At 53.4% G+C, this 24,307-nt stretch carries 25 protein-coding genes; 15 read left to right on the top strand and 10 right to left on the bottom strand.

Annotated features, from left to right (window positions below; translation table 11 throughout):
* Positions 1 to 294 precede the first annotated feature (294 nt).
* A complete protein-coding gene (locus tag PMI41_RS23555; protein ID WP_008129103.1) occupies positions 295 to 933 on the top strand; it encodes a LysE family translocator in 639 nt (212 codons plus the stop codon).
* A gap of 57 nt (positions 934 to 990) precedes the next feature.
* Here the strand turns inward: PMI41_RS23555 and rocD are convergent, their stop codons facing one another.
* Together rocD and rocF are read right to left on the bottom strand one after the other, a co-directional pair.
* A complete protein-coding gene (gene rocD / locus PMI41_RS23550; RefSeq protein WP_040856690.1) occupies positions 991 to 2,199 on the bottom strand; it encodes an ornithine--oxo-acid transaminase in 1,209 nt (402 codons plus the stop codon).
* 24 nt (positions 2,200 to 2,223) lie between these two features.
* Complete coding sequence (gene rocF, locus PMI41_RS23545) at positions 2,224 to 3,207, bottom strand: arginase (protein WP_040856687.1); 984 nt, start codon at positions 3,205 to 3,207, stop codon at positions 2,224 to 2,226.
* 140 nt (positions 3,208 to 3,347) lie between these two features.
* Here rocF and PMI41_RS23540 point away from each other — a divergent pair, with 140 nt between their 5' ends.
* The 6 genes from PMI41_RS23540 (at position 3,348) to PMI41_RS23515 (ending at position 9,551) form a co-directional block, all read left to right on the top strand.
* Positions 3,348 to 3,770, top strand: coding sequence for an Lrp/AsnC family transcriptional regulator (locus tag PMI41_RS23540; RefSeq protein WP_008129099.1), 423 nt, complete (start codon positions 3,348 to 3,350; stop codon positions 3,768 to 3,770).
* A 245-nt stretch (positions 3,771 to 4,015) separates the two neighbouring features.
* A complete protein-coding gene (gene pabB, locus PMI41_RS23535) occupies positions 4,016 to 5,410 on the top strand; it encodes an aminodeoxychorismate synthase component I (RefSeq protein WP_008129097.1) in 1,395 nt (464 codons plus the stop codon).
* Positions 5,407 to 6,009 (top strand): aminodeoxychorismate/anthranilate synthase component II, encoded by a 603-nt coding sequence (locus PMI41_RS23530; protein ID WP_008129095.1) that lies wholly within the window; start codon positions 5,407 to 5,409, stop codon positions 6,007 to 6,009. Before pabB ends, PMI41_RS23530 begins: the two co-directional genes overlap by 4 nt.
* Before the next feature lie 132 nt (positions 6,010 to 6,141).
* Positions 6,142 to 7,590, top strand: a complete 1,449-nt coding sequence (locus PMI41_RS23525; protein WP_008129092.1) for an aldehyde dehydrogenase family protein — start codon at positions 6,142 to 6,144, stop codon at positions 7,588 to 7,590.
* Between the two features lie 50 nt (positions 7,591 to 7,640).
* Positions 7,641 to 9,053, top strand: coding sequence for a magnesium transporter (gene mgtE / locus PMI41_RS23520; RefSeq protein WP_008129090.1), 1,413 nt, complete (start codon positions 7,641 to 7,643; stop codon positions 9,051 to 9,053).
* Positions 9,054 to 9,164: 111 nt separating this feature from the next.
* Positions 9,165 to 9,551: a MerR family DNA-binding transcriptional regulator gene (locus tag PMI41_RS23515; RefSeq protein WP_040856683.1), complete on the top strand. Its 387-nt coding sequence runs from the start codon at positions 9,165 to 9,167 to the stop codon at positions 9,549 to 9,551.
* Positions 9,552 to 9,555: 4 nt separating this feature from the next.
* Here PMI41_RS23515 and PMI41_RS23510 read toward each other — a convergent pair whose 3' ends face one another.
* Positions 9,556 to 10,521: a DUF1624 domain-containing protein gene (locus PMI41_RS23510; protein WP_008129087.1), complete on the bottom strand. Its 966-nt coding sequence runs from the start codon at positions 10,519 to 10,521 to the stop codon at positions 9,556 to 9,558.
* A 206-nt stretch (positions 10,522 to 10,727) separates the two neighbouring features.
* On the opposite strand from PMI41_RS23510, the gene PMI41_RS23505 reads away from it, so the two are divergent.
* Positions 10,728 to 11,927, top strand: coding sequence for an MFS transporter (locus PMI41_RS23505; protein ID WP_008129085.1), 1,200 nt, complete (start codon positions 10,728 to 10,730; stop codon positions 11,925 to 11,927).
* Here the strand turns inward: PMI41_RS23505 and PMI41_RS23500 are convergent.
* The gene (locus PMI41_RS23500; RefSeq protein WP_008129083.1) at positions 11,922 to 12,629 is read right to left on the bottom strand and encodes a DUF599 family protein; all 708 of its coding nucleotides are present in this window, start codon (positions 12,627 to 12,629) and stop codon (positions 11,922 to 11,924) included. The genes PMI41_RS23505 and PMI41_RS23500 overlap by 6 nt on opposite strands.
* Before the next feature lie 236 nt (positions 12,630 to 12,865).
* On the opposite strand from PMI41_RS23500, the gene PMI41_RS23495 reads away from it, so the two are divergent.
* On the top strand, positions 12,866 to 14,269 hold the full coding sequence (locus PMI41_RS23495) for an L-serine ammonia-lyase (RefSeq protein ID WP_008129082.1): 1,404 nt from the start codon (positions 12,866 to 12,868) through the stop codon (positions 14,267 to 14,269).
* A 65-nt stretch (positions 14,270 to 14,334) separates the two neighbouring features.
* On the top strand, positions 14,335 to 14,772 hold the full coding sequence (locus PMI41_RS23490; protein ID WP_008129080.1) for a DUF1489 family protein: 438 nt from the start codon (positions 14,335 to 14,337) through the stop codon (positions 14,770 to 14,772).
* Positions 14,773 to 14,805: 33 nt separating this feature from the next.
* On the opposite strand, the gene PMI41_RS23485 is transcribed toward PMI41_RS23490, so the two are convergent.
* Positions 14,806 to 15,075: a hypothetical protein gene (locus tag PMI41_RS23485; protein ID WP_008129078.1), complete on the bottom strand. Its 270-nt coding sequence runs from the start codon at positions 15,073 to 15,075 to the stop codon at positions 14,806 to 14,808.
* Positions 15,076 to 15,123: 48 nt separating this feature from the next.
* Positions 15,124 to 16,437 (bottom strand): D-alanyl-D-alanine carboxypeptidase family protein, encoded by a 1,314-nt coding sequence (locus PMI41_RS23480; RefSeq protein ID WP_244424001.1) that lies wholly within the window; start codon positions 16,435 to 16,437, stop codon positions 15,124 to 15,126.
* 314 nt (positions 16,438 to 16,751) lie between these two features.
* Here PMI41_RS23480 and PMI41_RS23475 point away from each other — a divergent pair, with 314 nt between their 5' ends.
* The 5 genes from PMI41_RS23475 to PMI41_RS23455 all read left to right on the top strand — a co-directional run bounded on the left by PMI41_RS23475 (position 16,752) and on the right by PMI41_RS23455 (position 21,289).
* Positions 16,752 to 17,084 carry a phasin family protein gene (locus PMI41_RS23475; protein WP_008129075.1) on the top strand — a complete coding sequence of 111 codons (333 nt, stop codon included), beginning with the start codon at positions 16,752 to 16,754 and terminating at the stop codon, positions 17,082 to 17,084.
* A gap of 218 nt (positions 17,085 to 17,302) precedes the next feature.
* Positions 17,303 to 17,635 (top strand): ATP-dependent Clp protease adapter ClpS, encoded by a 333-nt coding sequence (clpS, locus tag PMI41_RS23470; RefSeq protein WP_162130135.1) that lies wholly within the window; start codon positions 17,303 to 17,305, stop codon positions 17,633 to 17,635.
* Between the two features lie 6 nt (positions 17,636 to 17,641).
* Positions 17,642 to 20,110 (top strand): ATP-dependent Clp protease ATP-binding subunit ClpA, encoded by a 2,469-nt coding sequence (clpA, locus tag PMI41_RS23465; protein WP_008129071.1) that lies wholly within the window; start codon positions 17,642 to 17,644, stop codon positions 20,108 to 20,110.
* 115 nt (positions 20,111 to 20,225) lie between these two features.
* Positions 20,226 to 20,948, top strand: coding sequence for an AzlC family ABC transporter permease (locus tag PMI41_RS23460; protein ID WP_040856674.1), 723 nt, complete (start codon positions 20,226 to 20,228; stop codon positions 20,946 to 20,948).
* Positions 20,945 to 21,289: an AzlD domain-containing protein gene (locus PMI41_RS23455; RefSeq protein ID WP_008129068.1), complete on the top strand. Its 345-nt coding sequence runs from the start codon at positions 20,945 to 20,947 to the stop codon at positions 21,287 to 21,289. The genes PMI41_RS23460 and PMI41_RS23455 overlap by 4 nt, the downstream gene beginning before the upstream one ends.
* Here the strand turns inward: PMI41_RS23455 and PMI41_RS23450 are convergent.
* The 4 genes from PMI41_RS23450 to PMI41_RS23435 all read right to left on the bottom strand — a co-directional run bounded on the left by PMI41_RS23450 (position 21,284) and on the right by PMI41_RS23435 (position 24,274).
* Complete coding sequence (locus PMI41_RS23450; RefSeq protein WP_008129066.1) at positions 21,284 to 21,715, bottom strand: HIT family protein; 432 nt, start codon at positions 21,713 to 21,715, stop codon at positions 21,284 to 21,286. The two genes, PMI41_RS23455 and PMI41_RS23450, sit on opposite strands and share 6 nt — an antisense overlap.
* 81 nt (positions 21,716 to 21,796) lie before the next feature.
* On the bottom strand, positions 21,797 to 22,981 hold the full coding sequence (locus PMI41_RS23445; RefSeq protein WP_008129065.1) for a GNAT family N-acetyltransferase: 1,185 nt from the start codon (positions 22,979 to 22,981) through the stop codon (positions 21,797 to 21,799).
* Positions 22,982 to 23,087: 106 nt separating this feature from the next.
* Positions 23,088 to 23,807 carry a glycerophosphodiester phosphodiesterase gene (locus PMI41_RS23440; RefSeq protein WP_008129063.1) on the bottom strand — a complete coding sequence of 240 codons (720 nt, stop codon included), beginning with the start codon at positions 23,805 to 23,807 and terminating at the stop codon, positions 23,088 to 23,090.
* Positions 23,808 to 23,809: 2 nt separating this feature from the next.
* Complete coding sequence (locus tag PMI41_RS23435) at positions 23,810 to 24,274, bottom strand: RidA family protein (RefSeq protein ID WP_008129062.1); 465 nt, start codon at positions 24,272 to 24,274, stop codon at positions 23,810 to 23,812.
* Positions 24,275 to 24,307 lie beyond the last annotated feature (33 nt).

Here is a 24,307-nt window from a genome sequence, read left to right as displayed (position 1 = left end):
TACACCAAAATTTCACGCTCAGGTTACAATTTTGCTCACCTTTTGAAGGTTTTCACTCCCCTTTTCGGCAAGAATTCCCGCACAGGCATAGAACTCTCTCCAATAGTCCAGCAACAGCGTCAAATTACGCACGACCCCTTGTCGAACATGGCATGGTGACAAGTTTCGCTGATGACTCATCGCAGTTCTTTTGCCAGACATGGCAAGATGCTCCGTCTGTCGCGTCGGAACTATGTTGACGGAAAGATACTACTTATTGGTGTGAAAGAGCGAACTGCGGGAAGGCATTGCAAAATGAGCTGGTCGGTAATTTTCGCATTCATGGTGACGGCAACACTATTGGTGACCTCGCCCGGTCCGAATGGGATGCTGATTGCCAAGACGGTTCCCACTTCGGGACGGGCGGCAGGGTTTGCCAATATCGCAGGATTCTTTGCCGCTTTTTACATTCACGGTGCTCTGTCGATTTTAGGCATTTCCATCATCGTCATGAAATCTGCAACGGCATTCATGATCGTCAAATATATTGGTGTGGCCTATTTATGCTGGATTGGAATAAAGGCGCTGATTGCCGCGTTCAGGGGCGTCGAAACCGCACCGAAAATTGCACCAGCCAAACGCCAGCGCACTCTCATTAAAGCATTCTTTGAAGGACTGCTGACAAACGGCTTGAACCCTAAAGTGTCAATGTTCTATCTGGCAGTTTTTCCGCAGTTCATTCCGTTGAATGCTCATCCGGTAGCGTCGGCATTTCTGCTCGTATTTCTGCATTCGATGATCAACATCGTCTGGTTTGGCGCAATTGTCATGCTGTTCTCGAAGCTGACGGCTTTCACACGGCAAGGGAAATTCCAGCGGTGGCTCAAAGGTGTGACGGGCGTTGTGTTTATCGGTTTCGGCTTGAAGCTGGCCACTTACAAACCAGCTATCTAAAACTTCAAAGAAATGCTCTGCGCAATCGGTCGCGCAGAGCAGGTTTCCGCCCACGTATCAGTTTAGACGTGTAAGCACGTCGTCGAACTGTTCCAGCGCCCAATCGATCTGATCCCGTTTGATGACCAGAGGTGGAGCAATGCGGATCGTATCGCCATGCGTATCCTTGGCGAGAATACCGCGGGCTTTCAATTCATAGCAGAAGCGGTTTGCCCCGCCAGCTTCAGGGTGCAATTCGACGGCAAGCATCAAACCGCGTCCACGCACCTCGCGTACGATATTGCTGCGGATGCCTTTCAGTTGTTCAAGGAAATACTGGCCTTCCACCCGGGAATTCTCAATCATACCCTCTTCGGTCAAAACGCGCAGGGCCGCTCTGGCAATGGCGCAGGCCAGCGGGTTTCCGCCAAAAGTGCTGCCATGCTGACCGGGCTTGAGAACGCCGAGAACATCGCTGTTGGATAGGACCGCAGACACCGGATAGAATCCGCCGGAGAGCGCTTTGCCAATCAAGGTAACATCGGCTTCAATGCCTTCATGCTCTTCGGCAAGAAGTGCTCCGGTGCGGCCAAGTCCAGTCTGGATTTCGTCAAGTATAAGCGTGACATTGTTGCTGGTGCAAAGTTCGCGCACTTTGGTGAAATAGCCTGTCGGCGGAATGATCACGCCAGCTTCACCCTGAATAGGTTCCACAAGAAAGGCTACGGTGTTTGGAGTGAGCGCGGCACTGAAGGCGTCAATATCGCCGAAAGGCACAACCTTGAAGCCGGGAGCAAACGGACCGAAATTCTCGCGCGCTGAAGGATCGGTACTGAAACCCACAATACCCATGGTCCGGCCATGGAAATTGTCCGAGCAGACGATAATCTCGGCCTGATTTTCCGGAACGCCCTTTACCTCATAACCCCACTTCCGCACGGCCTTGATAGCAGTTTCCACTGCTTCCGCGCCGCTGTTCATCGGCAGGATTTTATGTGAGCCGGTCAGTGCTGCCAGCTCTTCATAGAACAGGGCAAGTTGGTCATTGCGGAAGGCGCGGGAGGTAAGCGTCAGCTTGCTTGCCTGTTCTGTCATTGCCTTGAGAATTTTCGGGTGGCAATGGCCCTGATTGACTGCGGAATAGGCTGAAAGACAATCGAGGTAGCGGTTGCCCTCAATGTCCCAGACATGCACGCCTTCACCGCGCTCCAGCACCACATCAAGGGGCTTGTAGTTATGTGCCCCTAGACGGGATTCCGTGGAAATGAGATCGGCGGCTGTGTGCAGCAAAATATCCTCCTATTGCCGTATTCAAGCGTTGCTGGCGGTTATGCTCTGGTCAACGCGGTTTGGTTTTCCGAAAACTGAACGGCCAAAAAGACTGGCCACAAGATCAACGAGCAGCAGAGCACTCTTGCCGCGCTCGTCGAGAAATGGATTTAGCTCGACGACATCAAGCGAGCAGACGACACCTGAATCATGAAGCATTTCCATGACAAGATGCGCTTCCCGGTATGTTGCGCCGCCCGGAACCGTGGTGCCAACGCCCGGTGCAATTGATGGATCGATAAAGTCTACATCGAAACTGACATGAAGTACGCCATTGGCTTTCTGGACACGCTCAATGATGCGGCGAAGGAGCGGCGCAACGCCGAACTCGTCTATCTGGCGCATATCGACGACATCAATGCCACGCTCGCGCAGAAGCACACGTTCAGTGCTGTCAATCGAGCGGATGCCGAAGAGATGGAGATTTTCAGGTTTGATGAAACCATGCGGCTCATCCCCGAACACACCCTCAAGACCAGGCTCACGGCACAGCAGGGCCAGAGGCATGCCGTGCATGTTTCCCGAAGGGGATGTGGCAGGCGTGTTGAAATCGGAATGCGCATCAAGCCAGAGCACGAAAAGCTCGCGGTTCTGCTCTTCGCAATAGCGCGCGACGCCGCCGACCGAGCCAATGGAAAGGCTATGGTCACCACCCAGAATGATCGGGAACGATCCGGATTTCATTGCGTCGTAAGTCTCGACGGCGAGCATGCGCGACCACGCGGCAATTTCTTCAATGTAATGGGCAAGGCCATTGACCGGCGGTACAATCGGCAATGTTTCAGGCAAGCGCAAGTCACCGCGATCTGTCGCCCCATGACCAAGTTCTTCAAGGGTTCGCACGAGACCTGCCGTGCGCAATGCTGCCGGACCCATCAGGGCGCCAAGCCGGCCTGCACCTTCTTCGATAGGCGCGCCGATGATAGTCAGATTTTGTTTTTGGGTGTCTTCAAAATTGCCGTGCATATTCATCAATCGTCGCCATTTCGGAAATTGGAATAGAACAATCGTCGCATTTTTCCGTGGTGACAAAAAGCCAGCATCTTGATAGAAATGCGCAACTTAATGTGCATTTTGCTAAATTGAATTGATCGGTTTGATAAGTCATGGATGACGTTGATCGCAGACTTTTGTCATTGATGAGAGATGATTGTCGCCTGCCGGTTTCATCAATGGCGACGATTCTGGGCATCTCGCGCGCTACAGTCCGTACCCGCATCGACAAGATGACCAATGACGGGACAATACAGGGCTTCACAATCACACTGAAGGCCGGTGCAGGTGTCTATGGTGTGCGCGCCATCGCGATGATTGAAGTTGCCGGGCAGGGGGGTGAAAAGGTGATCCGTCGCCTGCAGGGTTTCCCGGAAATTCGGGCGATGCATACCACCAATGGCCGTTGGGATATTGTCGCGGAAATCGAGGTTGAGACACTGGAAGCCTTTGACAGAACATTGCGTGACATTCGCCACATTGACGGAATCACCTCGACTGAGACAAGTATCCTGCTGGCAACGCGTAAGAGTTGAGTGATTTTGGGCTCAGTGTTCAATCTTTGGCTATTACAGTAAGTCTGTGCGTGGTTCGCCCTTCGACAAGCTCAGGAGGGCTCACCATGAGGAAGGTGGGGACTGTAAAGTAGTTCTGTACACCGGGTGTTCTTGAGACTGAAGCCCATCAACCTTCCTCATGGTGAGCCCTCCTGAGCTTGTCGAAGGGCGAACCACGCACAGCACAACTGCTATTCTTAAATTGAGACCCACAGGAGAGCCATTTGCATATTCGTGAAATTCCCTGGCTGGAGCCTGTTGATGCTGCCGGATGCTTGCGGTCACTCGGGGGATTGAGCTTTCTTGACAGTGCGATGCGTCACGATACGCTTGGGCGATATTCCTATGTAGCAGCGGATCCGTTTGGCCGACTTGTTGCTAGTGAAGGCATGGTCAAATGGAATGATGAACCGGTAAATATGTCCGTGCCGGACGCCATCTCGCATTATCTGCAATTGTACCGCACAGAAGCCCAACCCGGGTTGCCGCCATTTCAGGCAGGCGCCATAGGCTATTTTTCTTATGAATTTGGACGCTTGCTCGAACGGCTGCCGCAACCGGAAGCGCCGACGCAAGGCACCATGCCTGACGCCGTATGGAATTTTTATGATGTTGTGCTGGCATTCGACCATACGAAACAGAAGGTTTGGCTGATTTCGACCGGGTTTCCGGAAGTAGACGAAGCGTCCCGCGCGAAACGCAGTGGAGAGCGCGCCGCTTTGTTTTTGAGCCGAATTGCCGCCGGGGAAGAAGGTGATCTGGGTCAGGCACCGGCAATCAAACATGATGCCTGGCGCTCCAATTTCGACCGTGAAAGCTACATGCAGGCCGTGGCACAAGTTGTTGAGTATATTCTGGACGGCGATATTTTTCAGGCGAACATAGCCCAGTGTTTCAGTGCTGATCTTCCAGAAAATTACGCGCCATGGCAATTCTACAAGCGATTGCGCCAGCGTAATGCAGCGACGTTTGCTGCATTTATCGAGCATGAGGATATTGTTATAGCGTCGAGTTCCCCGGAGCGGTTTCTCAACGTGACGGGCAAGCGCGTGGAGACGCGGCCGATCAAAGGCACGATGCCCCGATCTGCCGATCCAGTGGAAGATAAACGCCTCGCAGATATACTTCTGGAGTCAGAAAAGGATCGTGCCGAAAATCTTATGATTGTCGATCTTATGCGCAACGATCTTTCGCGCGTCTGTCGTCCGCATTCTGTGCTGACCCCTGTCCTTTGCGGCTTGGAGAGCTATGCCAGCGTTCATCATCTGGTTTCGGTTGTAACCGGCGAGTTGGCTGCAGATAAATCCTTGCTCGATCTGATAGGTGCGTCGTTTCCGGGAGGATCGATAACCGGAGCGCCAAAGCTGCGGGCCATGGAAATTATTACCGAAATTGAGCGGCAGGCGCGGGGCATCTATTGCGGTTCAATCGGCTATCTGGCGTTCAACGGCAATATGGGAAGCAATATCGGGATTCGGACAGTGCTGTTTCAGGGCGGAAAGGCAGTTTTTCAGGCTGGAGGCGGTATTACAGCCTTGTCAGACCCGGCAGCCGAGTATCAGGAAACTCTTGATAAGGCCGCGCGCATCTTCAATGTTTTTGAAAGCGATGCGCCATGATCCTGATTATCGATAATTACGATTCTTTTGTCTTTACTGTTGGACGTTACGTCGCGGAGCTTGGTGCGGTAACGAAAGTTGTTCGCAATGATGCCATCACAGTGGACGAAGTGAGGCAATTGGCACCGGAAGCAATCATCCTGTCGCCCGGACCCTGCGGACCACATGAAGCAGGACAATCATTGCCCATTATCGAGCAGTTGAGCGGGGAAATTCCCATTCTTGGCATATGCCTTGGCCATCAATGTATCGGTGAAGTGTTTGGCGGGCAGGTGGTGCGTGCACGCGAGCCGATGCATGGGCGCTCCTCGGCAATCGAGCATGATGGCACAGGCGTTTTCAAGGGTCTGCCCAGTCCTTTCAAAGCGGGCCGTTATCACTCCCTGATTGTCGAACATGACGAGCAGGAAGGGCCTTTATTGATTACTGCGCGGTCAGGTTCCGGTGAAATCATGGGGTTGGCCCACACCAGCCATCCAACACATGGTGTTCAGTTTCACCCGGAATCTGTGCTGACGGAATATGGTCACGCCATTTTGGGAAATTTCCTGCGGCTGGCGCGACAATTCAACAGAGAACAAATGAAGGTTGCGCCGTAATTTTCGCCTCATTGTTCGATATTCCTGTTGGCCGCTGCAACGTTCCTCGCTACACACACATTACAGTAACAGCCGATCATAGGCGGCTTGTTAAAATTGCCCCTTCTAAAACAAATCAGCAGGAGACAGATCATGCTTCGCAAGACCGATTTCTATATTGATGGAAAATGGATAGCTCCGGTTGCCGCTAAAGAGCTTGAAGTGATCAATCCTGCTGACGAACAGGCTTTCGCAACCATATCCATCGGTTCTGCTGCTGATGTGGACAAGGCCGTTGCTGCAGCACGCAAAGCTTTCACAAGCTGGAGTGTCAGCAGCCGCGAAGAGCGTGTCGCCTGGCTGGATCGCCTGATTGCCGTTTATGAGTCACGCTTGTCTGATATGGCCAAGGCAATTTCCGCCGAAATGGGCGCGCCGATGACGATGGCGCTGGAAGAGCAGGCAGCTTCCGGCATGGGCCACCTGAAGGCATTCCAACGCGCTTTGAAGAATTTCGAGTTTGAGCGTCCGCTTGATGCGCATAACAAGAATGTACGTATCGCTTACGAGCCAATAGGTGTCTGCGGATTGATAACACCTTGGAACTGGCCGATGAATCAGGTGGTTCTGAAAGTGGTGCCTGCTGTTGCTGCCGGTTGCACGGTTATCCTGAAGCCATCGGAAATTGCGCCGATGTCCTCAATGCTGTTCGCAGAAATTGTTGACGCCTCTGGCTTGCCTGCTGGTGTGTTCAATCTCATCAATGGCGATGGTCCGACAGTGGGCGAGGCCATGTCGCGCCACCCCGGCATCGATATGATGTCATTCACTGGTTCCACAAGGGCCGGTATTGCCGTGACGAAAGCCGCTGCCGATACGGTCAAGCGCGTATCGCTCGAACTTGGCGGCAAGTCCCCGAACATCGTTTTTGCGGACACGGATGTTGAAGCGGCAGTAAAGCGCGGTGTTTCCCACGTTTTCAATAATACGGGACAATCCTGCAATGCGCCCACACGTATGCTGGTGGAACGTTCGGTCTACGACAAGGCGACTGAAGTTGCCGCTGCGACAGCCAAGGCGACGAAGGTTGGTGATCCGGCGCAGGATGGCGATCATATGGGCCCGCTGGTGTCTGAGCTTCAGTTCAACAAGGTTCAGGGCCTGATAGAGCAGGGCATCAAGGAAGGTGCGCGGCTCATCGCTGGTGGCACTGGTCGGCCTGAGGGTTTCAACCGCGGCTATTATGTGCGGCCGACTGTTTTTGCGGACGTGAACAATGACATGGTAATCGCCCGCGAAGAGATTTTCGGCCCGGTTCTGGCGATGATTCCGTTTGATACGGAAGAAGAAGCTGTCGAAATCGCCAATGACACGCCCTACGGTCTGGCAGCCTATGTGCAGTCCGGCGATGTTGAGCGGATCAAGCGGGTTTCGAAACAGCTACGGGCAGGGATGGTGCGCATCAATGGCGCAAGCCATGCGGCGGATGCACCTTTCGGTGGCTATAAACAGTCTGGCATAGGCCGCGAGGGCGGTCATTGGGGTCTCGAAGATTTTCTCGAGGTCAAAGCCATAAGTGGTTGGGAAGACAGCGCGGCCTAGGCCACACTGACTGAATTCCGATTGATGCCAGCCAGACGGGTGCGGACAGAATGGATGAAACAGAACGCCTGAACAATGCCGCTCCAGAGGTTGAGGAAGCGGACATCTATGGCGAAGACGGTGCTGTTCGCTCGTCCTATCTTGCTCGCGTCGGTGCGGCCATTGCCGACCGCGATGTTCTGTTTTTGCGTTCCCATGTCGGCAAGCTGCATCAATCCGAGTTGGGTCACGTTCTCGAAGCCCTGCAGACCGAACAGCGCCGCGCGCTGATCGAACTGCTTGGGGATGAGTTTGACTTTGCATCGCTGACCGAGGTGGACGAAGCCGTCCGCCTCGAAATCGTCGATGCAATGCCGAACCGGCAGATTGCCGAGGCGGTTCAGGACCTTGATTCCGACGATGCCGTCTACATTCTGGAAGATCTCGATCAGGAAGACCGCGACGAGATTCTGGCTCAGCTGCCGTTTACTGAACGCGTGCGTCTGCGTAGATCCTTGGGCTATCCGGAAGAGACGGCCGGTCGGCGCATGCAGACCGAATTTGTTGCCGTGCCACCGTTCTGGACGGTAGGGCAGACCATCGACTACATGCGTGAAAACCCCGATCTGCCGGAGTCTTTCTCGCAGATTTTTGTCATTGATCCGATGTTCCGACTGCTTGGAGCGATTGATCTTGATCGCATTTTGCGCACCCGCCGCGATACAAAGATCGAAGAGATCATGCATGAGACGCGCCATGCCATTCCGGCCACGATGGACCAGGAAGAGGCGGCGCAGATCTTCGAACAGTACGATCTCTTGTCTGCCGCCGTGGTGGATGAAAATGAACGGCTTGTCGGTGTTCTGACCATTGAAAACATCGTTGACGTTATCCAGGAAGAAGCTGAGGAAGACATATTGCGCCTCGGTGGTGTCGGTGACGAAGAGCTTTCCGACTCCGTGCTTTCAACATCTCGCTCGCGCACGCCCTGGCTGGTTGTCAACCTGTTTACCGCCTTTATCTCTGCTTCGGTTATCGGCCTTTTCGACGGGACGATCCAGCAGATGGTGGCGCTCGCCGTGCTCATGCCGATCGTTGCTTCCATGGGCGGCAATGCAGGCACACAAACCATGACCGTTACAGTGCGCGCGCTCGCGACACGCGACATGGATATCTACAATGCAGGACGCATCATCCGACGCGAGGCATCTGTTGGGCTGATCAATGGCGTGGTATTTGCGATCCTTATAGGGCTCGTTGCCGGCTTCTGGTTTAGCAGCGTCAACCTTGGCGGGATCATCGCTTCGGCGATGGTCATCAATATGCTGGCTGCTGCTCTTGGAGGGATTCTAATCCCGCTACTGCTGCACAGGTTCGGCGCCGATCCCGCAATTGCCTCGGCAGTTTTTGTTACAACAATCACCGATGTCGTTGGATTCTCATCATTTCTTGGTCTTGCGACCTGGTGGTTCGGCTTCCGTTAACAGGTGTTATGCACCAAAGTTTTCAAGCCAGAACAATCGTTCAATTGACTTTTACGTAAATTCGTGAACAAAACATTCAATCGGTTAAAGAGAGAATGATCTGTGTCTGCCATTCGCGAATATTATTCAATTACGGAATTGACACGGGAATTTGGTGTTTCGACCCGCACACTACGTTTTTACGAAGATGAAGGGCTGATCCATCCGGTACGCCGTGGCCGTACGCGTCTGTTTCGCCCGTCTGACCGTCATTTGCTCAAGCAGATACTTCGCGGCAAGCGACTTGGCTTCTCCATCTCGGAAATTCAGGAAATCATCCAGATGTACAAGGCGCCTCCGGGTGAGCTTGGACAAATTCACCTGATGATGAAGCGCGTTGAAGAGAAACGCGGCGAGCTGCGCCAGAAGCGTCGCGACATTGAAGAAACGCTGGCTGAACTTGATCAGGTCGAAGAGGGCTGCATCGAGCGTCTTGCCGAACTCGGCGTCAATACCTGAGGCGCTACTGGCCGGTTTCGCTCAGACAGATCTGCTGGATTTCCTGCATTTGGGGATCGGTCTGCGGATTGCGCTTACCCGATAGGGCGTCGGCAAATAGTCCGTCTGCCTGAAACCTGCCTACGACACATCCGCAGAAGTTTTCGCACAGGGCCTTATCATAGGTTATCTCGCAACTCTGCACGCATTCGCTTGCATAGCGACTGGCGGCTAAGGATGGCGGGAATATCTGGGCAATGACGTATACACAACCAATCAGCACTGGCTGGTGGATAAGATAGAAGGCGAGGCTGTGCCTGCCGATAAAACGTAAGCCGCTGTCCAGCCAACGCGGCCTGATATTGCCGGCAAACAGTTTCAGCAAATCGAAATGCTGGAATGTTTTGGCAAGTGCCATTCCGACCAGCACCGCTCCGAACCATGGGAATATCGGCACAAAATCATTGGAGCGAATCAGGATTTCGGAAAGACCCAGCGGCCAGAGCCATGGCGCATCGAAGGTTGAAGATGCCAGAAAGTGTGGAGCGGCAATGACTGCAGCCGCAGCGACCGCGATGACCAATGCCGGTAGACGCAGGAAAATCAGCCCCAGAAGGCTGGCAGCGGCAATCTGATGCAAAATGCCAAAGAATACGAAGCTGTCCGGCGTGAACTGATAGGTGGCGATGGTGATTGCCAGCGCGGCAGCAACAATTTGCGCCAGTCTTATGCCGAAGGATTGCCACCTGACTCCGTTCTTATGCGCCAGCACCAGACTGAAGCCGACCAGAACCAGAAATGTCGATGCGATGCAGCGGGCGTAAAGTTTCCAGAGGCCGTGTCCGGTGGTGCCGGGTTCAAGGTATCCAAAGAACTCGAAATCCCAGCCCGTATGGTATGTTGCCATCGCGATGAGAGCGATACCGCGCAACACGTCCAGTCTGCCAAGGCGCGCCTTTACGGGAGGACTCGAAACGGCATTCTGGTTCATTTTGCGGATTCTCGGATTACACAAGTTGCCGCAAGCTAGTGGAGATGATGCTCAAAATCCATGCAGTTTCGGCTATCACCCAAATATCATTGGCGAATTGTAAAAAATCTATCGAAAGTTGCATGTCATGTCGCCTAATTGACTGCTATCGATAGATTCTCGTCCGATGCTTTCTGCGACGTTCGAATCAAGCCCAAAGTCCCATTGTGATAAATCAGGTTCGCCACCCTATCTGGATCAACACGGCCAAGCGCCCCACAGCGCGGGTGTTCGCGATCCTGTTTGGCATTGAATCGATGGCCCGCGCCATCATTACAAGCGTGGTGCCGATCCAGACCTATGATTTGCTGCAAAGCGAACGCAGTGTCAGCATTCTCTACACCTGCATGTCACTGCTAGGACTGATATCTACATTGTCGATCCCGCTGCTGATTGTGCGTATTCCGAGACGTTGGGTATACACCGCCGGTTCAGTGTCCCTGATGCTGGGATGTGTTGCCTTTGCGCTTGATACAATATCGGGACAGGCAATAGGGCTATTCCTGCGGACTTTCGGAGCAGGGACGCTCTCCATAACGCTCAGCCTCTATATCATGGATCACATAAAAAAGGGCGAGCTGGTCAGGGCTGAATCCGTACGCATGGCAACGGCAACGCTGGCTTGGACAGCCGGGCCATTTCTGGGCGTGTTTCTCTACACGCGTATCGGGATGATCGCACCGTTTCTGGTGTCAATCGGCTTTTCCTTGTTGTTGTTGACGCTGTTCTGGTATTTCCGCCTCAGCGACAACCCCGCTTTGCAAAAGGGGCCGAGCCGCCCGGCAAACCCCATTGCCAATGTGCGGCGCTTCGTTGTCCAGCCGAGATTGCGGCTCGCCTGGCTGATTGCCTTTTCCCGTTCGTGTTATTGGAGCACATTCTTCGTGTATGGCCCAATCCTTATGGTGGCTACGGGGCAGGGTTCCCTGGCTGGTGGCTTGCTTGTGTCTTTGGGCAATCTGTTTCTTCTCGGATCGATCCTCTGGGGAAAGGTTGGAATGGCACAGGGGCTGACGCGAACCATATCCGGCGTTTTCATCCTTCTCGCCGTCGCGCTTGTCGGAGCCGGTATTGCCGGTGAAAGCTTTCCGATGGTCGCAGCCCTTATGCTGCTTTCCGGATCATTTTTCTGCGTGGCACTGGACACGTTGGCATCGACCACTTTCATTCGTGCCGTTCATCCGCATGAGCGAGCCCAGATGACGGCCGTATACCGGACATATCTCGATTTTTCTGAAATATTGCCCGCGTTCTTCTATTCAATCATCCTCACATTTTTCAGCTTCGGATCGATCTTTATCGCTTTGGCAGGGCTTATGCTGTTCACGGCCGTGTTTGTCTGGCGCTATCTTCCCCGCCGCCTATGACCCGCTGGTGTCCGCGTTGCGGATAAGCACGTCACGAGCCCTCGAGAAGAACTGTCGGCGCAGGAGAACGAAGGCGACGAGCGTTGTAGTGACCATGAAAAGCACCGGGTGAAGAAACCAGCCCAGATAGCCAATGGAAAAGAATATGCCGCGAAGGCCGCTGTTGAAATGCTGTCCGGCCTGAATGTTGATTCCGGCAGCGCGATTGATGCCTGCAACCACTTGAGGATCGTCAGGTGCTCTGTCGCGGGCCATAGGCACGCTGCCAATCAAAATGGAACAGTAATTGAACAAGCGATAAGACCAGGCGAACTTGAAGAAGGCGTAGGCAAACAGAATCAGCAAGCCGAGTATTTTCGTTTCAAACAGTTGCTCGGTTGTGTCGCTGATGAATGGCAGATCGTGAAAAAGCGTCAACACGCGGCCGGAAGAATTCAGTAGACCGAAACAGCCACCGATCGCGAGAATTGAGGTCGAAGCGAAAAAGCCGGTCCCTTGCTGCAGTCCGATCATGATACTGGTATCGATCATGCGCAGCTCGCGCGTTGCCATGGTTGTCATCCATTGCGTGCGTGCGAGATTCATTTCAGAGGTCAGGGATTTTCGTCCGCGAAAACCATGCGCAGTGGTGTGCGAGTAAAGTGCCCAGACTGCGAAAAAGTAAATCAGAGCAAGAAGGTCCAGCCAATAGGTCGTCACCATTTCACCACTCTATAAAAACCAGACGCGTTTCCGTCGGGCGGAAGATACAATAATTCCGTCCTTTATTCGGGCAGTTCTGGTTGGTGTCAACAATTGCTGTTTCAAATACCACTTGGACTTTCGTCTCACACGCCCTATGTCGTATAAACGCAAGGCAAAGTCGGTGGCTGGCTGCGTCTTTCTTAACCAACCAGCCATTATCGAATACTCCGGATTCCACCTTTTGAGGTTGCTAGATGTTCCTGTCGGTTTTCGATCTGTATAAAATCGGCATTGGTCCTTCGAGTTCTCACACCATGGGACCGATGACCGCCGGTGGACAATTTCTTGATGAATTGAAGAATGGTCAGTGGCCACGTCCAACCGGCGTGAAGGTTTATAAGCTGCGCGTTCATCTGCATGGTTCATTGGCCTTTACCGGCATTGGACATGCAACTGATCGCGCTGTAATCCTTGGACTATGCGGGCTTTTGCCAGCAACTGTTGATCCGAACGAGATGGATACGCTGCTCGAAAAGGTAAAGCAGACCAAGACGTTGACGCCGGAAGGGCATCCTTCCTATCGTTTCGATCCGGCCGTAGACCTCATAATGGACCGCCGTACAGCCCTGCCGGGACATGCCAACGGCATGGCCTTTGAGGCCTATGATGTTGATGACCGGTTGTTGCTACGCCGCATATTCTACTCAATTGGTGGCGGTTTCGTCGTGACTGAGGAAGAGTTGGAATCGGCGAAGACTCGCACTGCGCCCAAGGCGGAAACTCATTCCGTGCCGTTTCCATTCAAAACCGCCGCACAGATGATGAGTATGGCCAAGGAGAGTGGCCTTTCCATCGCCGAAATGAAGCGACGCAACGAAGAAATGTTCATGAGCCGCGTTGATCTGAATGCGGGTCTTGATCGAATCTGGTCTGCTATGCGCTCATGTATTGATCGCGGTCTTGAGCAGGAAGGCATTATGCCGGGTGGCCTCAAAGTCAAACGCCGTGCGCGCTATCTGCATGATCGTCTTCAGGAAGAGTGGCGGCAAAACCGTATCAATCCATTGCTCGCCAATGACTGGCTTTCTGTCTATGCAATGGCAGTAAATGAAGAGAACGCTGCGGGCGGGCGTGTTGTGACAGCACCTACAAATGGTGCGGCGGGCGTCGTTCCGGCGGTGCTACGTTATTATCTTCACTTTCACGACGATGCCGATCAGGATGGCATTCGTGACTTTCTGCTGACCTCTGCAGCCATTGGCGGCATCGTGAAAACCAATGCATCAATTTCTGGTGCCGAGGTGGGTTGTCAGGGCGAAGTGGGTTCTGCCTCGGCCATGGCCGCAGCTGGTCTTGCGGCGGTGCTTGGCGGAACACCCGAGCAGATTGAGAATGCGGCAGAAATCGCGCTGGAACACCATCTTGGCATGACCTGCGATCCCGTGGCCGGACTGGTGCAGGTGCCGTGCATCGAGCGTAATGCATTGGGCGCAGTGAAAGCTGTTACGGCGGCGTCGCTGGCTGTGAAAGGTGACGGAACGCATTTCGTGCCACTTGACGCCTGCATCGAAACGATGCGCCAGACGGGCGTGGATATGAATGAACGCTACAAGGAAACCAGCCTTGGTGGCCTGGCAGTCAATGTTGTTGAGTGTTGATTGCTACTGTGGAGAAACCGCTGCACAAGGTTGACCACGCAACCTTAAAGCGTAAATGCTAGCTTATGGCCCTCAATCTCGTAAAACTCTGTGTTGGCTGCACTGCAATCGAAGATCTCGCGGCGTGGATTGATTTTCGCCTGGACGAGCGCCGCCGTGCAGGTTTGCCGGCAGAACAGTTTCATACCACACGCATGGTGCCCAAGCGCGCAGAAGAGCTTCTGGACGGCGGATCGCTTTATTGGGTTATCAAGGGCAATATCCAGTGCCGCCAGCGTTTGACTGACCTTCGCACATTTACTGACGATGAGGGCATTTCGCGCTGCAATCTGGTGCTGGAGCCGCGTATCATCGTGACAGAATGGCAACCTAGAAGGGCGTTTCAGGGTTGGCGTTATCTTACCAGCGAAGATGCACCTCTGGATGAAGGGCAGGGCAAGACCGGCCGGGCTAAACTGCCACCGGAATTGCGCAACGAGCTGGCTTCTCTCGGGCTGCTATAAAATATTTCCGGCAAGGGTCGAAACGGAACTGTTTCAGGAAAGACGCAGGCGCACGGCTGTTATGCCATTACGGCGTTCCGAGCGAATGCGCAAGGAAACTGGCGGCAGTGCAGCGCGGCGGGTTCTTGCCGCCTGGCAAAGCAAAACATTTACCAGGTCCATGGTTTTGAAAGCTGAGTTTCCGCGGCGAATATCAGCTAGGCGCAAAGCTGCCTGTTGTAGTGCACCTAATCCAGTCAAACGGGCCTTTGCAGGCTTTTCTGCAAATCCGAACGAGCTATCTGTTTCCGTAATACTCGACATTACCTGAACCCTTTACGCTGAACAATCGGGGCTTCTTCTCACAGAACCTTACAATTGCGGTGCAATTGCAAAGCAGTTGAAACTTTGCCGTTTCAGAGCGGCGCAAGCGCTGTTTGCGGCTTTCGCAGAGGTGATGCCGGCGAAACGTGCACGATGATAAGTGGTCGATCCCTTCTGGAATTTTTCTGTATAGGGCGAAAGGCTTGCTACCGGAGCACCGACCTGTGAAACCGCCTTGGAAAGCAGCGCCTTGGCTTCCTGCGGGCTGCCGGTGGAGCCGATCTGTACCATCCAGCCACCGGGTGAGGCGGATGCAGTGGTCACAGGATCAACTTCGGAAACATCGCCTTCGCCGACCTCGGCCTTCGGTGTCGGGGCTGGAATGCGAAGGATTTGCGCTGCAGGTGAGTTTACCGGAGCAGGTGCGGCATAGGCTGTTACAACTTCTTCGGGCTCAATCTCCGGTGCAGCGGCTACCACCTGACGCCTAACCGGAACAGGCACATCGTTTTCAGGAAGGGCCTGTACGGCAGCAACATTGATCTGGCTGTTCTTGCGGGATGCCAGCAGATTGCCGCCATCGCGGCGCGAAGCTGCTGGAAGATACTGAGCGATCAGCTTTGCCATCTGGGCATCGCGTGAACCGCCGCTTGTTCCGCCCATGACGACTGCCACAAGTTTCTTGCCATCGGTATTGACCGACGAAACAAGGTTGAAGCCCGACATACGAGTGTAGCCGGTCTTGATACCATCGACGCCCTCAACCTTGCCGAGAAGGCGGTTATGGCCAACAATGCGGCGACCGCGATAGCTGAAGCTGCGGGTGGAGAAGTAGCTGTAATATTGCGGGAAATGCTCACGAAGCGCGATGCCAAGTACGGCGAGATCGCGCGCTGTGGAATGCTGCTGTCCGTCCGGCAAGCCGTTTGCATTGCGGAACTGTGTATTGCGCATGCCAAGCTGGCGCGCCTTGTTGGTCATCATGACCGCGAAACGCTGTTCGGAACCGCCAAGGTATTCACCGATGGCAGTTGCTGAGTCGTTTGCCGATTTTGTGATAAGCGAAAGAATGGCTGCCTCTGCACTGATCGTCTGGCCGGGCTGGAAGCCTATTTTTGTCGGCGGCTGTGCTGCGGCATAGGCTGATACTGGAATTGGTGTTGATTTCGATACTTTGCCTGCGGCCATGGCATCAAAAAGCATATAGAGTGTCATCATCTTGGTCAGTGAAGCGGGATAGCGCTTGGCATCTGCATTGGATGAGTAAAGAGTTTTACCCGTATTGGCATCGACAACGATTGCCGCGGCCTTGCTCTGAGCCAAAGCCTGTGTGGCGGTGCCCAGACTGAGCCCGGATGCCATCGCAACTGCAAGCAGGGCATAAGCCATTTTGGTAATTAGTCTGGAACTCTGGCGGGCCGGGTAAAGCACAATCAACACCTGCTCGGTATATGCGTCGAAATTTACTGACGATTAAATGCAGTCAGAACGGATGAGCAGACTTTAGCCGTATCAGCGTTACCAAACTCTTTATGGTAACCGGAAGGTTCACGCTTTTCCGTCGATTTTGATTAATTTTTAAGGTTAAAATCCAGCGCTTCCTTGAATTTGACTTTTTGTGCAGTGCACACTACCTCTTCGCCAACAACAAAAGTTCATTTGAAAAGGTCTGAATTATGGTCACGTCAATTGGTGCACTGAACGAAAAGAGCAAGGAATTCCTTGGCAGCAGCATGGCGAGTCTTTCGGCAATGAACGAAGGCTTGCAAACAATAGCCGGAGAAGCTGCTGATTATTCGAAAAAATCACTCGAGGATGGCTCGGCATTGATTCAGAGGCTGGCGTCGACCCGCTCGGTTGAGCAGGCATTCCAGGCACAGAGCGCCTTTTCGAAAAATGCATACGAAGCTTTTGTCACGCAGGCTGCGAAGTTTGGTGAACTTTATGCCGATCTCGCAAAGGAGGCTTTCAAGCCATATGAGTCGGTCTTGGTGAAAGTTCGCAAGTAAGAAATGCTCTTTAGAGGGCAATTCCAAGCCTGCTTGCACCCGCAAGCGGGCTTTTTTTATCTTTGTGAGCCTAAATCGCCTTTGCAAGTACAACTTGATATTGCAAGCTTCAGGATAGGGCTTAAAATTCGTTCATCGCGACCTACATAGAATGTACAGAGCGACACATGGCGACCAGGATGCAGGCAGCAAAAAAGATGAATACGTTTTCACCCACGATGCAGGATGAGGACAAAGGCAATGGCAATGGTCCCGGTCGGGGCACGGCTGTCATTACCCGCACAAAACCAAAGCTGAAAAAACCAAGTCTCTACCGTGTGTTGATTCTGAATGACGATTACACTCCCATGGAATTCGTCATTCATGTTCTGGAGCGTTTTTTCCAGAAGAATAAAGAAGACGCCACCAGGATCATGCTTCATGTGCATAATCATGGAGTTGGTGAATGCGGTGTCTTTACCTATGAGGTCGCGGAGTCCAAGATGACCCAAGTCATGGACTATGCGCGGCAAAACCAACATCCGCTGCAATGCGTGATGGAGAAAAAGTGAGGTTTCATGCCATCTTTCTCACCTAGTCTTGAGCGGGCCCTGCATCAGGCGCTGACCATCGCCAATGAGCATCATCACGAATACGCTACGCTGGAGCATTTGCTTCTTGCGCTGATCGACGATCAGGACGCAAGCAGCGTCATGCGCGCATGCAATGTCGACCTGGTGCAACTTACCCGCACGGTGAATGATTACGTCGATCATGAGCTCGATAATCTGGTTACGGGCTATGACGAAGATTCAAAACCGACTGCTGCGTTCCAACGCGTAATCCAGCGCGCTGTAATTCACGTGCAGTCTTCAAATCGCGAAGAAGTGACGGGCGCAAATGTGCTTGTAGCTATCTTTGCCGAGCGTGAAAGCCATGCGGCTTTCTTCCTGCAGGAACAGCAGATGACCCGCTATGATGCGGTCAACTACATTTCCCATGGAATTTCCAAGCGCCCGGGCATGTCAGAGCCACGCACACCGCTGGGCGCGGAGAGCAACAATGAAGAATCGCATGCTTCGGAGTCTGATGAAGGGACCAAGAAGAAGCAGGATGCGCTGACGGCTTATTGCGTCAATCTGAACGACCGTGCCAAGGCCGGCAAGATTGATCCATTGATCGGTCGTGACCAGGAAATCAGCCGGACGATCCAGATTCTTTGCCGCCGTTCCAAGAACAACCCGCTTTATGTTGGTGATCCGGGCGTGGGCAAGACAGCCATTGCCGAAGGTCTCGCAAAGCGGATCGTCGAAAAGAAAGTGCCGAGCGTACTTCAGGACGCCACAGTGTTCTCGCTTGATATGGGAACGCTTTTGGCCGGTACACGCTATCGCGGCGACTTCGAAGAACGTCTGAAGCAGGTCATCAAGGAACTCGAAGAGTTTCCGGGCGCGATCCTGTTCATCGATGAAATCCATACGATCATCGGAGCCGGAGCCACATCAGGCGGTGCAATGGACGCGTCCAACCTTCTGAAGCCAGCGCTGTCATCAGGTGCAATTCGCTGCATTGGTTCAACAACTTACAAGGAATTCCGCCAGTTCTTCGAGAAGGACAGGGCACTTGTTCGCCGTTTCCAGAAAATCGATGTGAACGAGCCTTCCATTCCTGATGCAATCGAGATCATGAAGGGCTTGCGGCCGTATTTCGAAGACTTCCACAAGGTGAAATACACTGTGGAGGCAATCAAATCGGCTGTGGAACTTTCGGCACGCTATATCAATGACCGCAAATTGCCGGACAAGGCAATTGATGTGATCGACGAGACTGGTGCAAGCCAGATGCTACTGCCCGAGGCCAAGCGTAAGAAGTCAATCGGCGTCAAGGAAATTGAAGCAACAATCGCGACGATGGCCAGAATTCCTCCGAAAACTGTTTCGAAGGATGATGAAGCCGTACTTTCGAACCTCGAGGCTGAGTTGAAGCGGGTTGTCTATGGTCAGGATCTGGCTATCGAGGCGCTGTCTTCATCGATCAAGCTGGCGCGTGCGGGTTTGCGTGAACCTGAAAAGCCAATCGGCTCTTACCTGTTCTCCGGTCCTACAGGCGTGGGCAAGACGGAGGTTGCCAAGCAATTGGCCGCATCTTTGGGTGTTGAACTCCTGCGTTTCGATATGTCGGAATATATGGAGCGCCACACGGTTTCGCGCTTGCTGGGTGCACCTCCCGGTTATGTCGGGTTTGACCAGGGCGGCCTTTTGACTGATGGCGTCGATCAGCATCCGCATTGCGTGCTGCTGCTGGATGAAATTGAGAAGGCGCATCCGGACCTGTTCAACATCCTGTTGCAGGTTATGGATCACGGTAAGCTGACTGACCATAACGGCAAGCAGATTGATTTCCGCAACGTCATTTTGATCATGACGACGAATGCGGGCGCTTCCGATGCGGCAAAGGCAGCTATCGGGTTTGGCTCTTCGCGTCGCGAAGGCGACGACATGGAGGCCATCAACCGCCTGTTCACGCCGGAATTCCGCAACCGCCTCGATGCAATCGTTCCATTTGGTCCGCTGCCTGTTCCGGTTATTCATCAGGTGGTTCAGAAGTTTGTTATCCAGCTCGAGGCACAGCTTGCCGATCGCGGCGTGACATTTGATCTGCAGCAGGAGGCAATCGCCTGGCTGGCTGACAAAGGCTATGATGATCGCATGGGTGCACGCCCGCTGGGCCGTGTCATTCAGGAATACATCAAGAAGCCTTTGGCCGATGAGGTTCTCTTTGGGAAGCTCAGAAAGGGCGGTACCGTCAGGGTTTCTGTTGCCGAGAAGGCGGACGGAACTCGTGGTCTGGTACTCGACTACATAGCTGATGAGGTTGTGGTAAAGCCGAAGAAGGAAATTCCGGTCGAGAAAAAGCCGCTGGCACGAAAGAAGCCCGCAGCAAAGAAGCCGGTCCTTGAAAAGGCATCTGCAGGTGCGGTCAGCGATGAGCGGTCCGCTCCGGTAACGCCCAAGGCCTCGGTGCCGAAGGTGCCACGTAAGAAGTAACCAAAAGGCCACCTTCGGGTGGCCTTTTTCTTGCTGCCAATAGAGTTGCGATTAAAGCCTTTCCTGTTCAAATAGACGCATGGCTGATTCCGGAATCCCTACTGAAGAAACCCAGATGCCAGAACGCAGCCCTCTCGGCTGGTTTCTGGCTGGCGCTTCTTTGATTGGAAGCATTCCGGCGCTCATTCTCATGACTGCTCACGTGGGATTTGCCGGTTTTGCCAGTGAAAATGGCGTCACCATGCTGCAGGCGACATTCATGGTGGCTTCAATTTGGGCGCTGCCTGCCAATATCGTCTTGATCGGGGCTATTTCCGGCGGCTACTCGGTACTTGCCACGGCAATTGCAGTTGGTCTGTCGTCAATACGGCTGATGCCCATGGTTGCTGCTTTCATACCGGAAGTGCGGGGACCAAGAACCAAAAAGAGAGTTCTCATTCCACTCGCTCATTTCATCGCGATCACTGCCTGGGTGGTTGGTATGGAAAAGCTCAAACATGTGCCGCGCGACATGCGTCTGACATTTTTTGCCGGGCTGGGTATCACCCTCACTTCGGTTAACACGCTTGTTGTTGCGCTCGTTTACTGGCTGTCGGCAAGCTTCCCACCTCTTGTCTTTGCGGCCCTGTTTTTTCTGACACCCATGTACTTTCTCTCATCACTTTGGGGATCGGCGCATGATCGCTCCGTGCATGTCGCCATGGTTTCAGGGTTGCTGCTGTTTCCGCTGATCCACTATATCGCCCCTGCTTATGATCTGCTTTTGACGGGCTTTGTCGGTGGTTTGGTAACACTGGCCTATGTGCGGATAATGCGTATGCGGAGCAAACCATCATGACCTGGCAAAGTCTTTCAGACTGGTGGTGGCCATACGTCTTTATCTTGCTAGGCGGAGCTTTCCCTACCTATATATGGCGCTTCATCGGCGTATTTATCGGAGGACGTGTCAGTGAAGATTCCGAAGCACTCATTATTGTGCGTGCCGTTGCAACGTCACTCGTCGCAGGCGTTATCGCGCAGCTGATCCTTTATCCTAGCGGAGCTTTGGCCGAGTCATCCGTGTATTTGAGAATAGGCGCGGCCCTGGCCGGATTTCTCGCCTATCTCTACCTTGGTAGACGCGTCATTATCGGCGTTGTCGTCGGAGAAGCCATTTTGATCGCAGGACTGCTTTTATAGGCTTCCCAAAGCTGTCCGGATCTTTTCCGCATTGGTTGCAAGCACCGCATTGTCTTCCATCGTATTGTTATGTGGCTTGAGTGCTATCCCGTCAAAACGCGGGATGATATGAAAATGCAGGTGGAAAACCGTTTGTCCGGCAGGAGCTTCGTTGAACTGAGCGATGCTGACACCATCGGCATTGAAAGCCTTGATCACGGCTTTCGCAAGTTTCTGTACCGTTGCAACGGCTGCGGCAAGATCACTCGCGCCGACATCCAGAATATTGCGACTTGTTGATTTGGTCAGAACAAGGCAATGGCCTTTGCCCTGCGGCATCACATCCATCAATGCAAAGGTGCTGTCGTCCTCATAAATTTTATGGGAAGGAATTTCTCCGCGTAGAATTCGCGCGAATATATTGTTGTTGTCGTATTGCTGGCTCATGCTGCGCTGTCCCTACAAAGTAATGGCTGATGTTTTGATCATGCCGACATGCGGGTCAAGCATATTTCAAATGGCCTGCGCTTATTGTCCGGATTTTTTGAACGGCGCATGCTCATTCAGCACGTCACTCATGAGCGCAACGTCGGTGCGTTCATGCCGCAGAAAATCATTGACTGCGCGCCGCAACCCCTCATGGGCGATGTAATGCACCGAATTGGTAATGACCGGAAGATATCCGCGGGCCAGCTTGTGTTCGCCTTGTGCACCCGCTTCAACCACCCGCAACTTGCGTTCAATGGCGAAATCAATGGCCTGATGGTAACAGACCTCGAAATGCAGGAAGGGGTGATCTTCGATACAGCCCCAATTTCGGCCGTACAACCTGTCGGCTCCAATGAAATTGATCGCTCCAGCGATATAGCGGCCATCGCGGCGAGCCATGACCAGCATGATATCGTCAGACATACGCTCGCCGATCAACTGATAGAACTTACGGTTCAGATAGGGGCGGCCCCATTTGCGGCTGCCGGTGTCCATATAGAACGCATAGAAATCGTCCCAAATCTCTGAAGTTAGCTGGCCGCCGGTGAGCCGTTCGACCGTGATGTCGTTTGCCAGTGCCTCGCGTCGCTCTTTCTTCAATGCCTTGCGCTTGCGTGAGGCAAGGCTATCGAGGAATTCATCGTAACTTGCATAATCATCATTGATGAAGTGGAATTGCTGGTCGATGCGATGCAGAAATCCCGCCTCACTGAATGATACAAGATCTGTTTCATCAACGAAGGTCGAATGTGCCGATGAGACCTTGAGCTGTATGGCAAGCTGCTGGAGACCATTGGCAAGTGCTGCGCGCACTGCATCGCCATCCCAATCGCCATTGACCAGCAAACGCGGTCCGGTGGCGGGGGTAAAGGGTATGCTCGCCTGCAACTTCGGATAGTAACGCCCGCCGGCACGTTCAAATGCGTCCGCCCAGCCATGGTCAAATACATATTCGCCCTGGCTATGGCTTTTCAGGTAGCAGGGAACAGCGCCTACCAGCGTGCCGCACTCATCTTCAAGTCTCAGGAACTGCGGCAGCCATCCTGCTTTCGTTGCAACGCAACCTGAATCCTCAAGCGCTGAGAGGAAGGCATGGGAAATAAACGGATTATAATGGGGCTGGTCACGGGATGTTCCTGCCAGCCCTGACCATTCCAAAAGCGTGAAAGCGCCAATGCCTTCGCAGACACGCAAGGTAAAATTGCCTTGTTCGAGATTTTGCATCGGCAGGGTGTGCTTTCCGTCAGCGAAAGTGAACCGAAAGCAGCGCTCCCGGTCCCTAACCCTAAGCTAGGTAATTGATCCGCTGATACAAGAGGCCGGATGGGCCTTATGCTATGCGCGGATCAAAGCCTTCAAATGTGATCTGGTCAGCCAGAGCATCGCTTTTGGCCTTGTCGTCAGCGCTGCGGACCGTCCATGAGATAACCGGCAGATCAAGATGTGAGCGAACGAACTCCAAAAAGCGATTTTCCAGATGGTGTACATTGTAGGAAACGAAGTCGATTTCATAGGCGAGCATTGAGAAATGCGCTTCAATATCCTCATCACGCAGGCCTTCTGCCGTGAGCCCGGCTGGAATGCCGGGTGCATCCTTGCCGAACAGGCGAATAAGATGATGATCGAAAGACATGATGGCGGCCTGACCATCATAGGCGGCGAGGTCGCTGGCAACAGCTTTCACCAGCCCATCATCCCGCCCGGCAATGCCCTTCAACTCGATGACAATAGGCACGCGGCCATCAATGAGTTTTAGCGAGTCGGCCAAAGTGGGAATGCGATCTTTCGTTCCGCCTATGCGGATTTCGCCAGCCTGCTGCGCGGTCAACTCATCAATATTGCCTTTTTGACCGGCAACGCGGTCCAGTGTGCCATCGTGGAATACAACGGCCTTGCCATCGGCTGAAAGATGCACATCGCATTCGATGGCATAGCCAGCGCTTGCGGCAGCATCGAAGGCGGAAAGGGTATTTTCCCAGCGCTTGTTGTTCAGATCATGCAGACCACGATGGGCTATCGGCGTTTTCGTCAACCAGTCAATCGATGGCATGTTCAGCGAACCTCAATGATGGCTTCGATTTCAACCGGAGCATTAAGGGGCAGGGCAGCAGTACCAACTGCAGAACGTGCATGGCGCCCGGCATCACCCAGCACTGCAACAAGCAGATCGGAAGCGCCATTGGCAACAAGGTGCTGTTCCGTGAAGCTTGGGGTCGATGCGACAAATACTGTGATTTTCACGATGCGGACAATTCTTTCAAGATCGCCAAGTGCGGCCTTTGCCTGAGCCAGAATGTTGACAGCACATGCCTGCGCACAAGCCTGACCCTGCGCCACATCAAGATCCAAACCGACCAGTCCCGTGTGGACGAGCTTGCCGCCGACCAATGGCAGCTGGCCTGATGTCAGCAAAAGGTTTCCCGTTTGCATGAAGGGCACGTAATTTGCGGCTGGAGCAGCGGCAACCGGCAGGGTTATGCCGAGCTCGCCAAGGCGGGATTCGATGGGATTGCTCATGATTTGTTATCCTTGTGTTTCGGAATCGCAATT

Source organism: Phyllobacterium sp. YR531, assembly GCF_000282595.1.
In the GTDB taxonomy this organism is placed as follows: Bacteria; Pseudomonadota; Alphaproteobacteria; order Rhizobiales; family Rhizobiaceae; genus Phyllobacterium.
Note: the sequence above shows the minus strand (reverse complement) of the source record. Positions and strands in the feature narration are given on the sequence as shown.

Bases quoted from the DNA above. Each gene is read 5' to 3' on its own strand.
- PMI41_RS23525 (WP_008129092.1), top strand. From the start codon at position 6,142: ATGCTTCGCAAGACCGATTTCTATATTGATGGAAAATGGATAGCTCCG.
- PMI41_RS23460 (WP_040856674.1), top strand. From the start codon at position 20,226: ATGCCAGAACGCAGCCCTCTCGGCTGGTTTCTGGCTGGCGCTTCTTTG.
- PMI41_RS23450 (WP_008129066.1), bottom strand. From the start codon at position 21,715: ATGAGCCAGCAATACGACAACAACAATATATTCGCGCGAATTCTACGC.
- PMI41_RS23485 (WP_008129078.1), bottom strand. From the start codon at position 15,075: ATGTCGAGTATTACGGAAACAGATAGCTCGTTCGGATTTGCAGAAAAG.
- PMI41_RS23495 (WP_008129082.1), top strand. From the start codon at position 12,866: ATGTTCCTGTCGGTTTTCGATCTGTATAAAATCGGCATTGGTCCTTCG.
- rocF (WP_040856687.1), bottom strand. From the start codon at position 3,207: ATGCACGGCAATTTTGAAGACACCCAAAAACAAAATCTGACTATCATC.
- mgtE (WP_008129090.1), top strand. From the start codon at position 7,641: ATGGATGAAACAGAACGCCTGAACAATGCCGCTCCAGAGGTTGAGGAA.
- PMI41_RS23480 (WP_244424001.1), bottom strand. From the start codon at position 16,437: ATGGCATCCGGGCTCAGTCTGGGCACCGCCACACAGGCTTTGGCTCAG.
- PMI41_RS23530 (WP_008129095.1), top strand. From the start codon at position 5,407: ATGATCCTGATTATCGATAATTACGATTCTTTTGTCTTTACTGTTGGA.
- PMI41_RS23500 (WP_008129083.1), bottom strand. From the start codon at position 12,629: ATGGTGACGACCTATTGGCTGGACCTTCTTGCTCTGATTTACTTTTTC.
- PMI41_RS23455 (WP_008129068.1), top strand. From the start codon at position 20,945: ATGACCTGGCAAAGTCTTTCAGACTGGTGGTGGCCATACGTCTTTATC.
- PMI41_RS23510 (WP_008129087.1), bottom strand. From the start codon at position 10,521: ATGAACCAGAATGCCGTTTCGAGTCCTCCCGTAAAGGCGCGCCTTGGC.
- PMI41_RS23435 (WP_008129062.1), bottom strand. From the start codon at position 24,274: ATGAGCAATCCCATCGAATCCCGCCTTGGCGAGCTCGGCATAACCCTG.
- PMI41_RS23440 (WP_008129063.1), bottom strand. From the start codon at position 23,807: ATGCCATCGATTGACTGGTTGACGAAAACGCCGATAGCCCATCGTGGT.
- PMI41_RS23490 (WP_008129080.1), top strand. From the start codon at position 14,335: ATGGCCCTCAATCTCGTAAAACTCTGTGTTGGCTGCACTGCAATCGAA.
- PMI41_RS23445 (WP_008129065.1), bottom strand. From the start codon at position 22,981: ATGCAAAATCTCGAACAAGGCAATTTTACCTTGCGTGTCTGCGAAGGC.
- PMI41_RS23555 (WP_008129103.1), top strand. From the start codon at position 295: ATGAGCTGGTCGGTAATTTTCGCATTCATGGTGACGGCAACACTATTG.
- clpA (WP_008129071.1), top strand. From the start codon at position 17,642: ATGCCATCTTTCTCACCTAGTCTTGAGCGGGCCCTGCATCAGGCGCTG.
- PMI41_RS23475 (WP_008129075.1), top strand. From the start codon at position 16,752: ATGGTCACGTCAATTGGTGCACTGAACGAAAAGAGCAAGGAATTCCTT.
- clpS (WP_162130135.1), top strand. From the start codon at position 17,303: ATGCAGGATGAGGACAAAGGCAATGGCAATGGTCCCGGTCGGGGCACG.
- PMI41_RS23540 (WP_008129099.1), top strand. From the start codon at position 3,348: ATGGATGACGTTGATCGCAGACTTTTGTCATTGATGAGAGATGATTGT.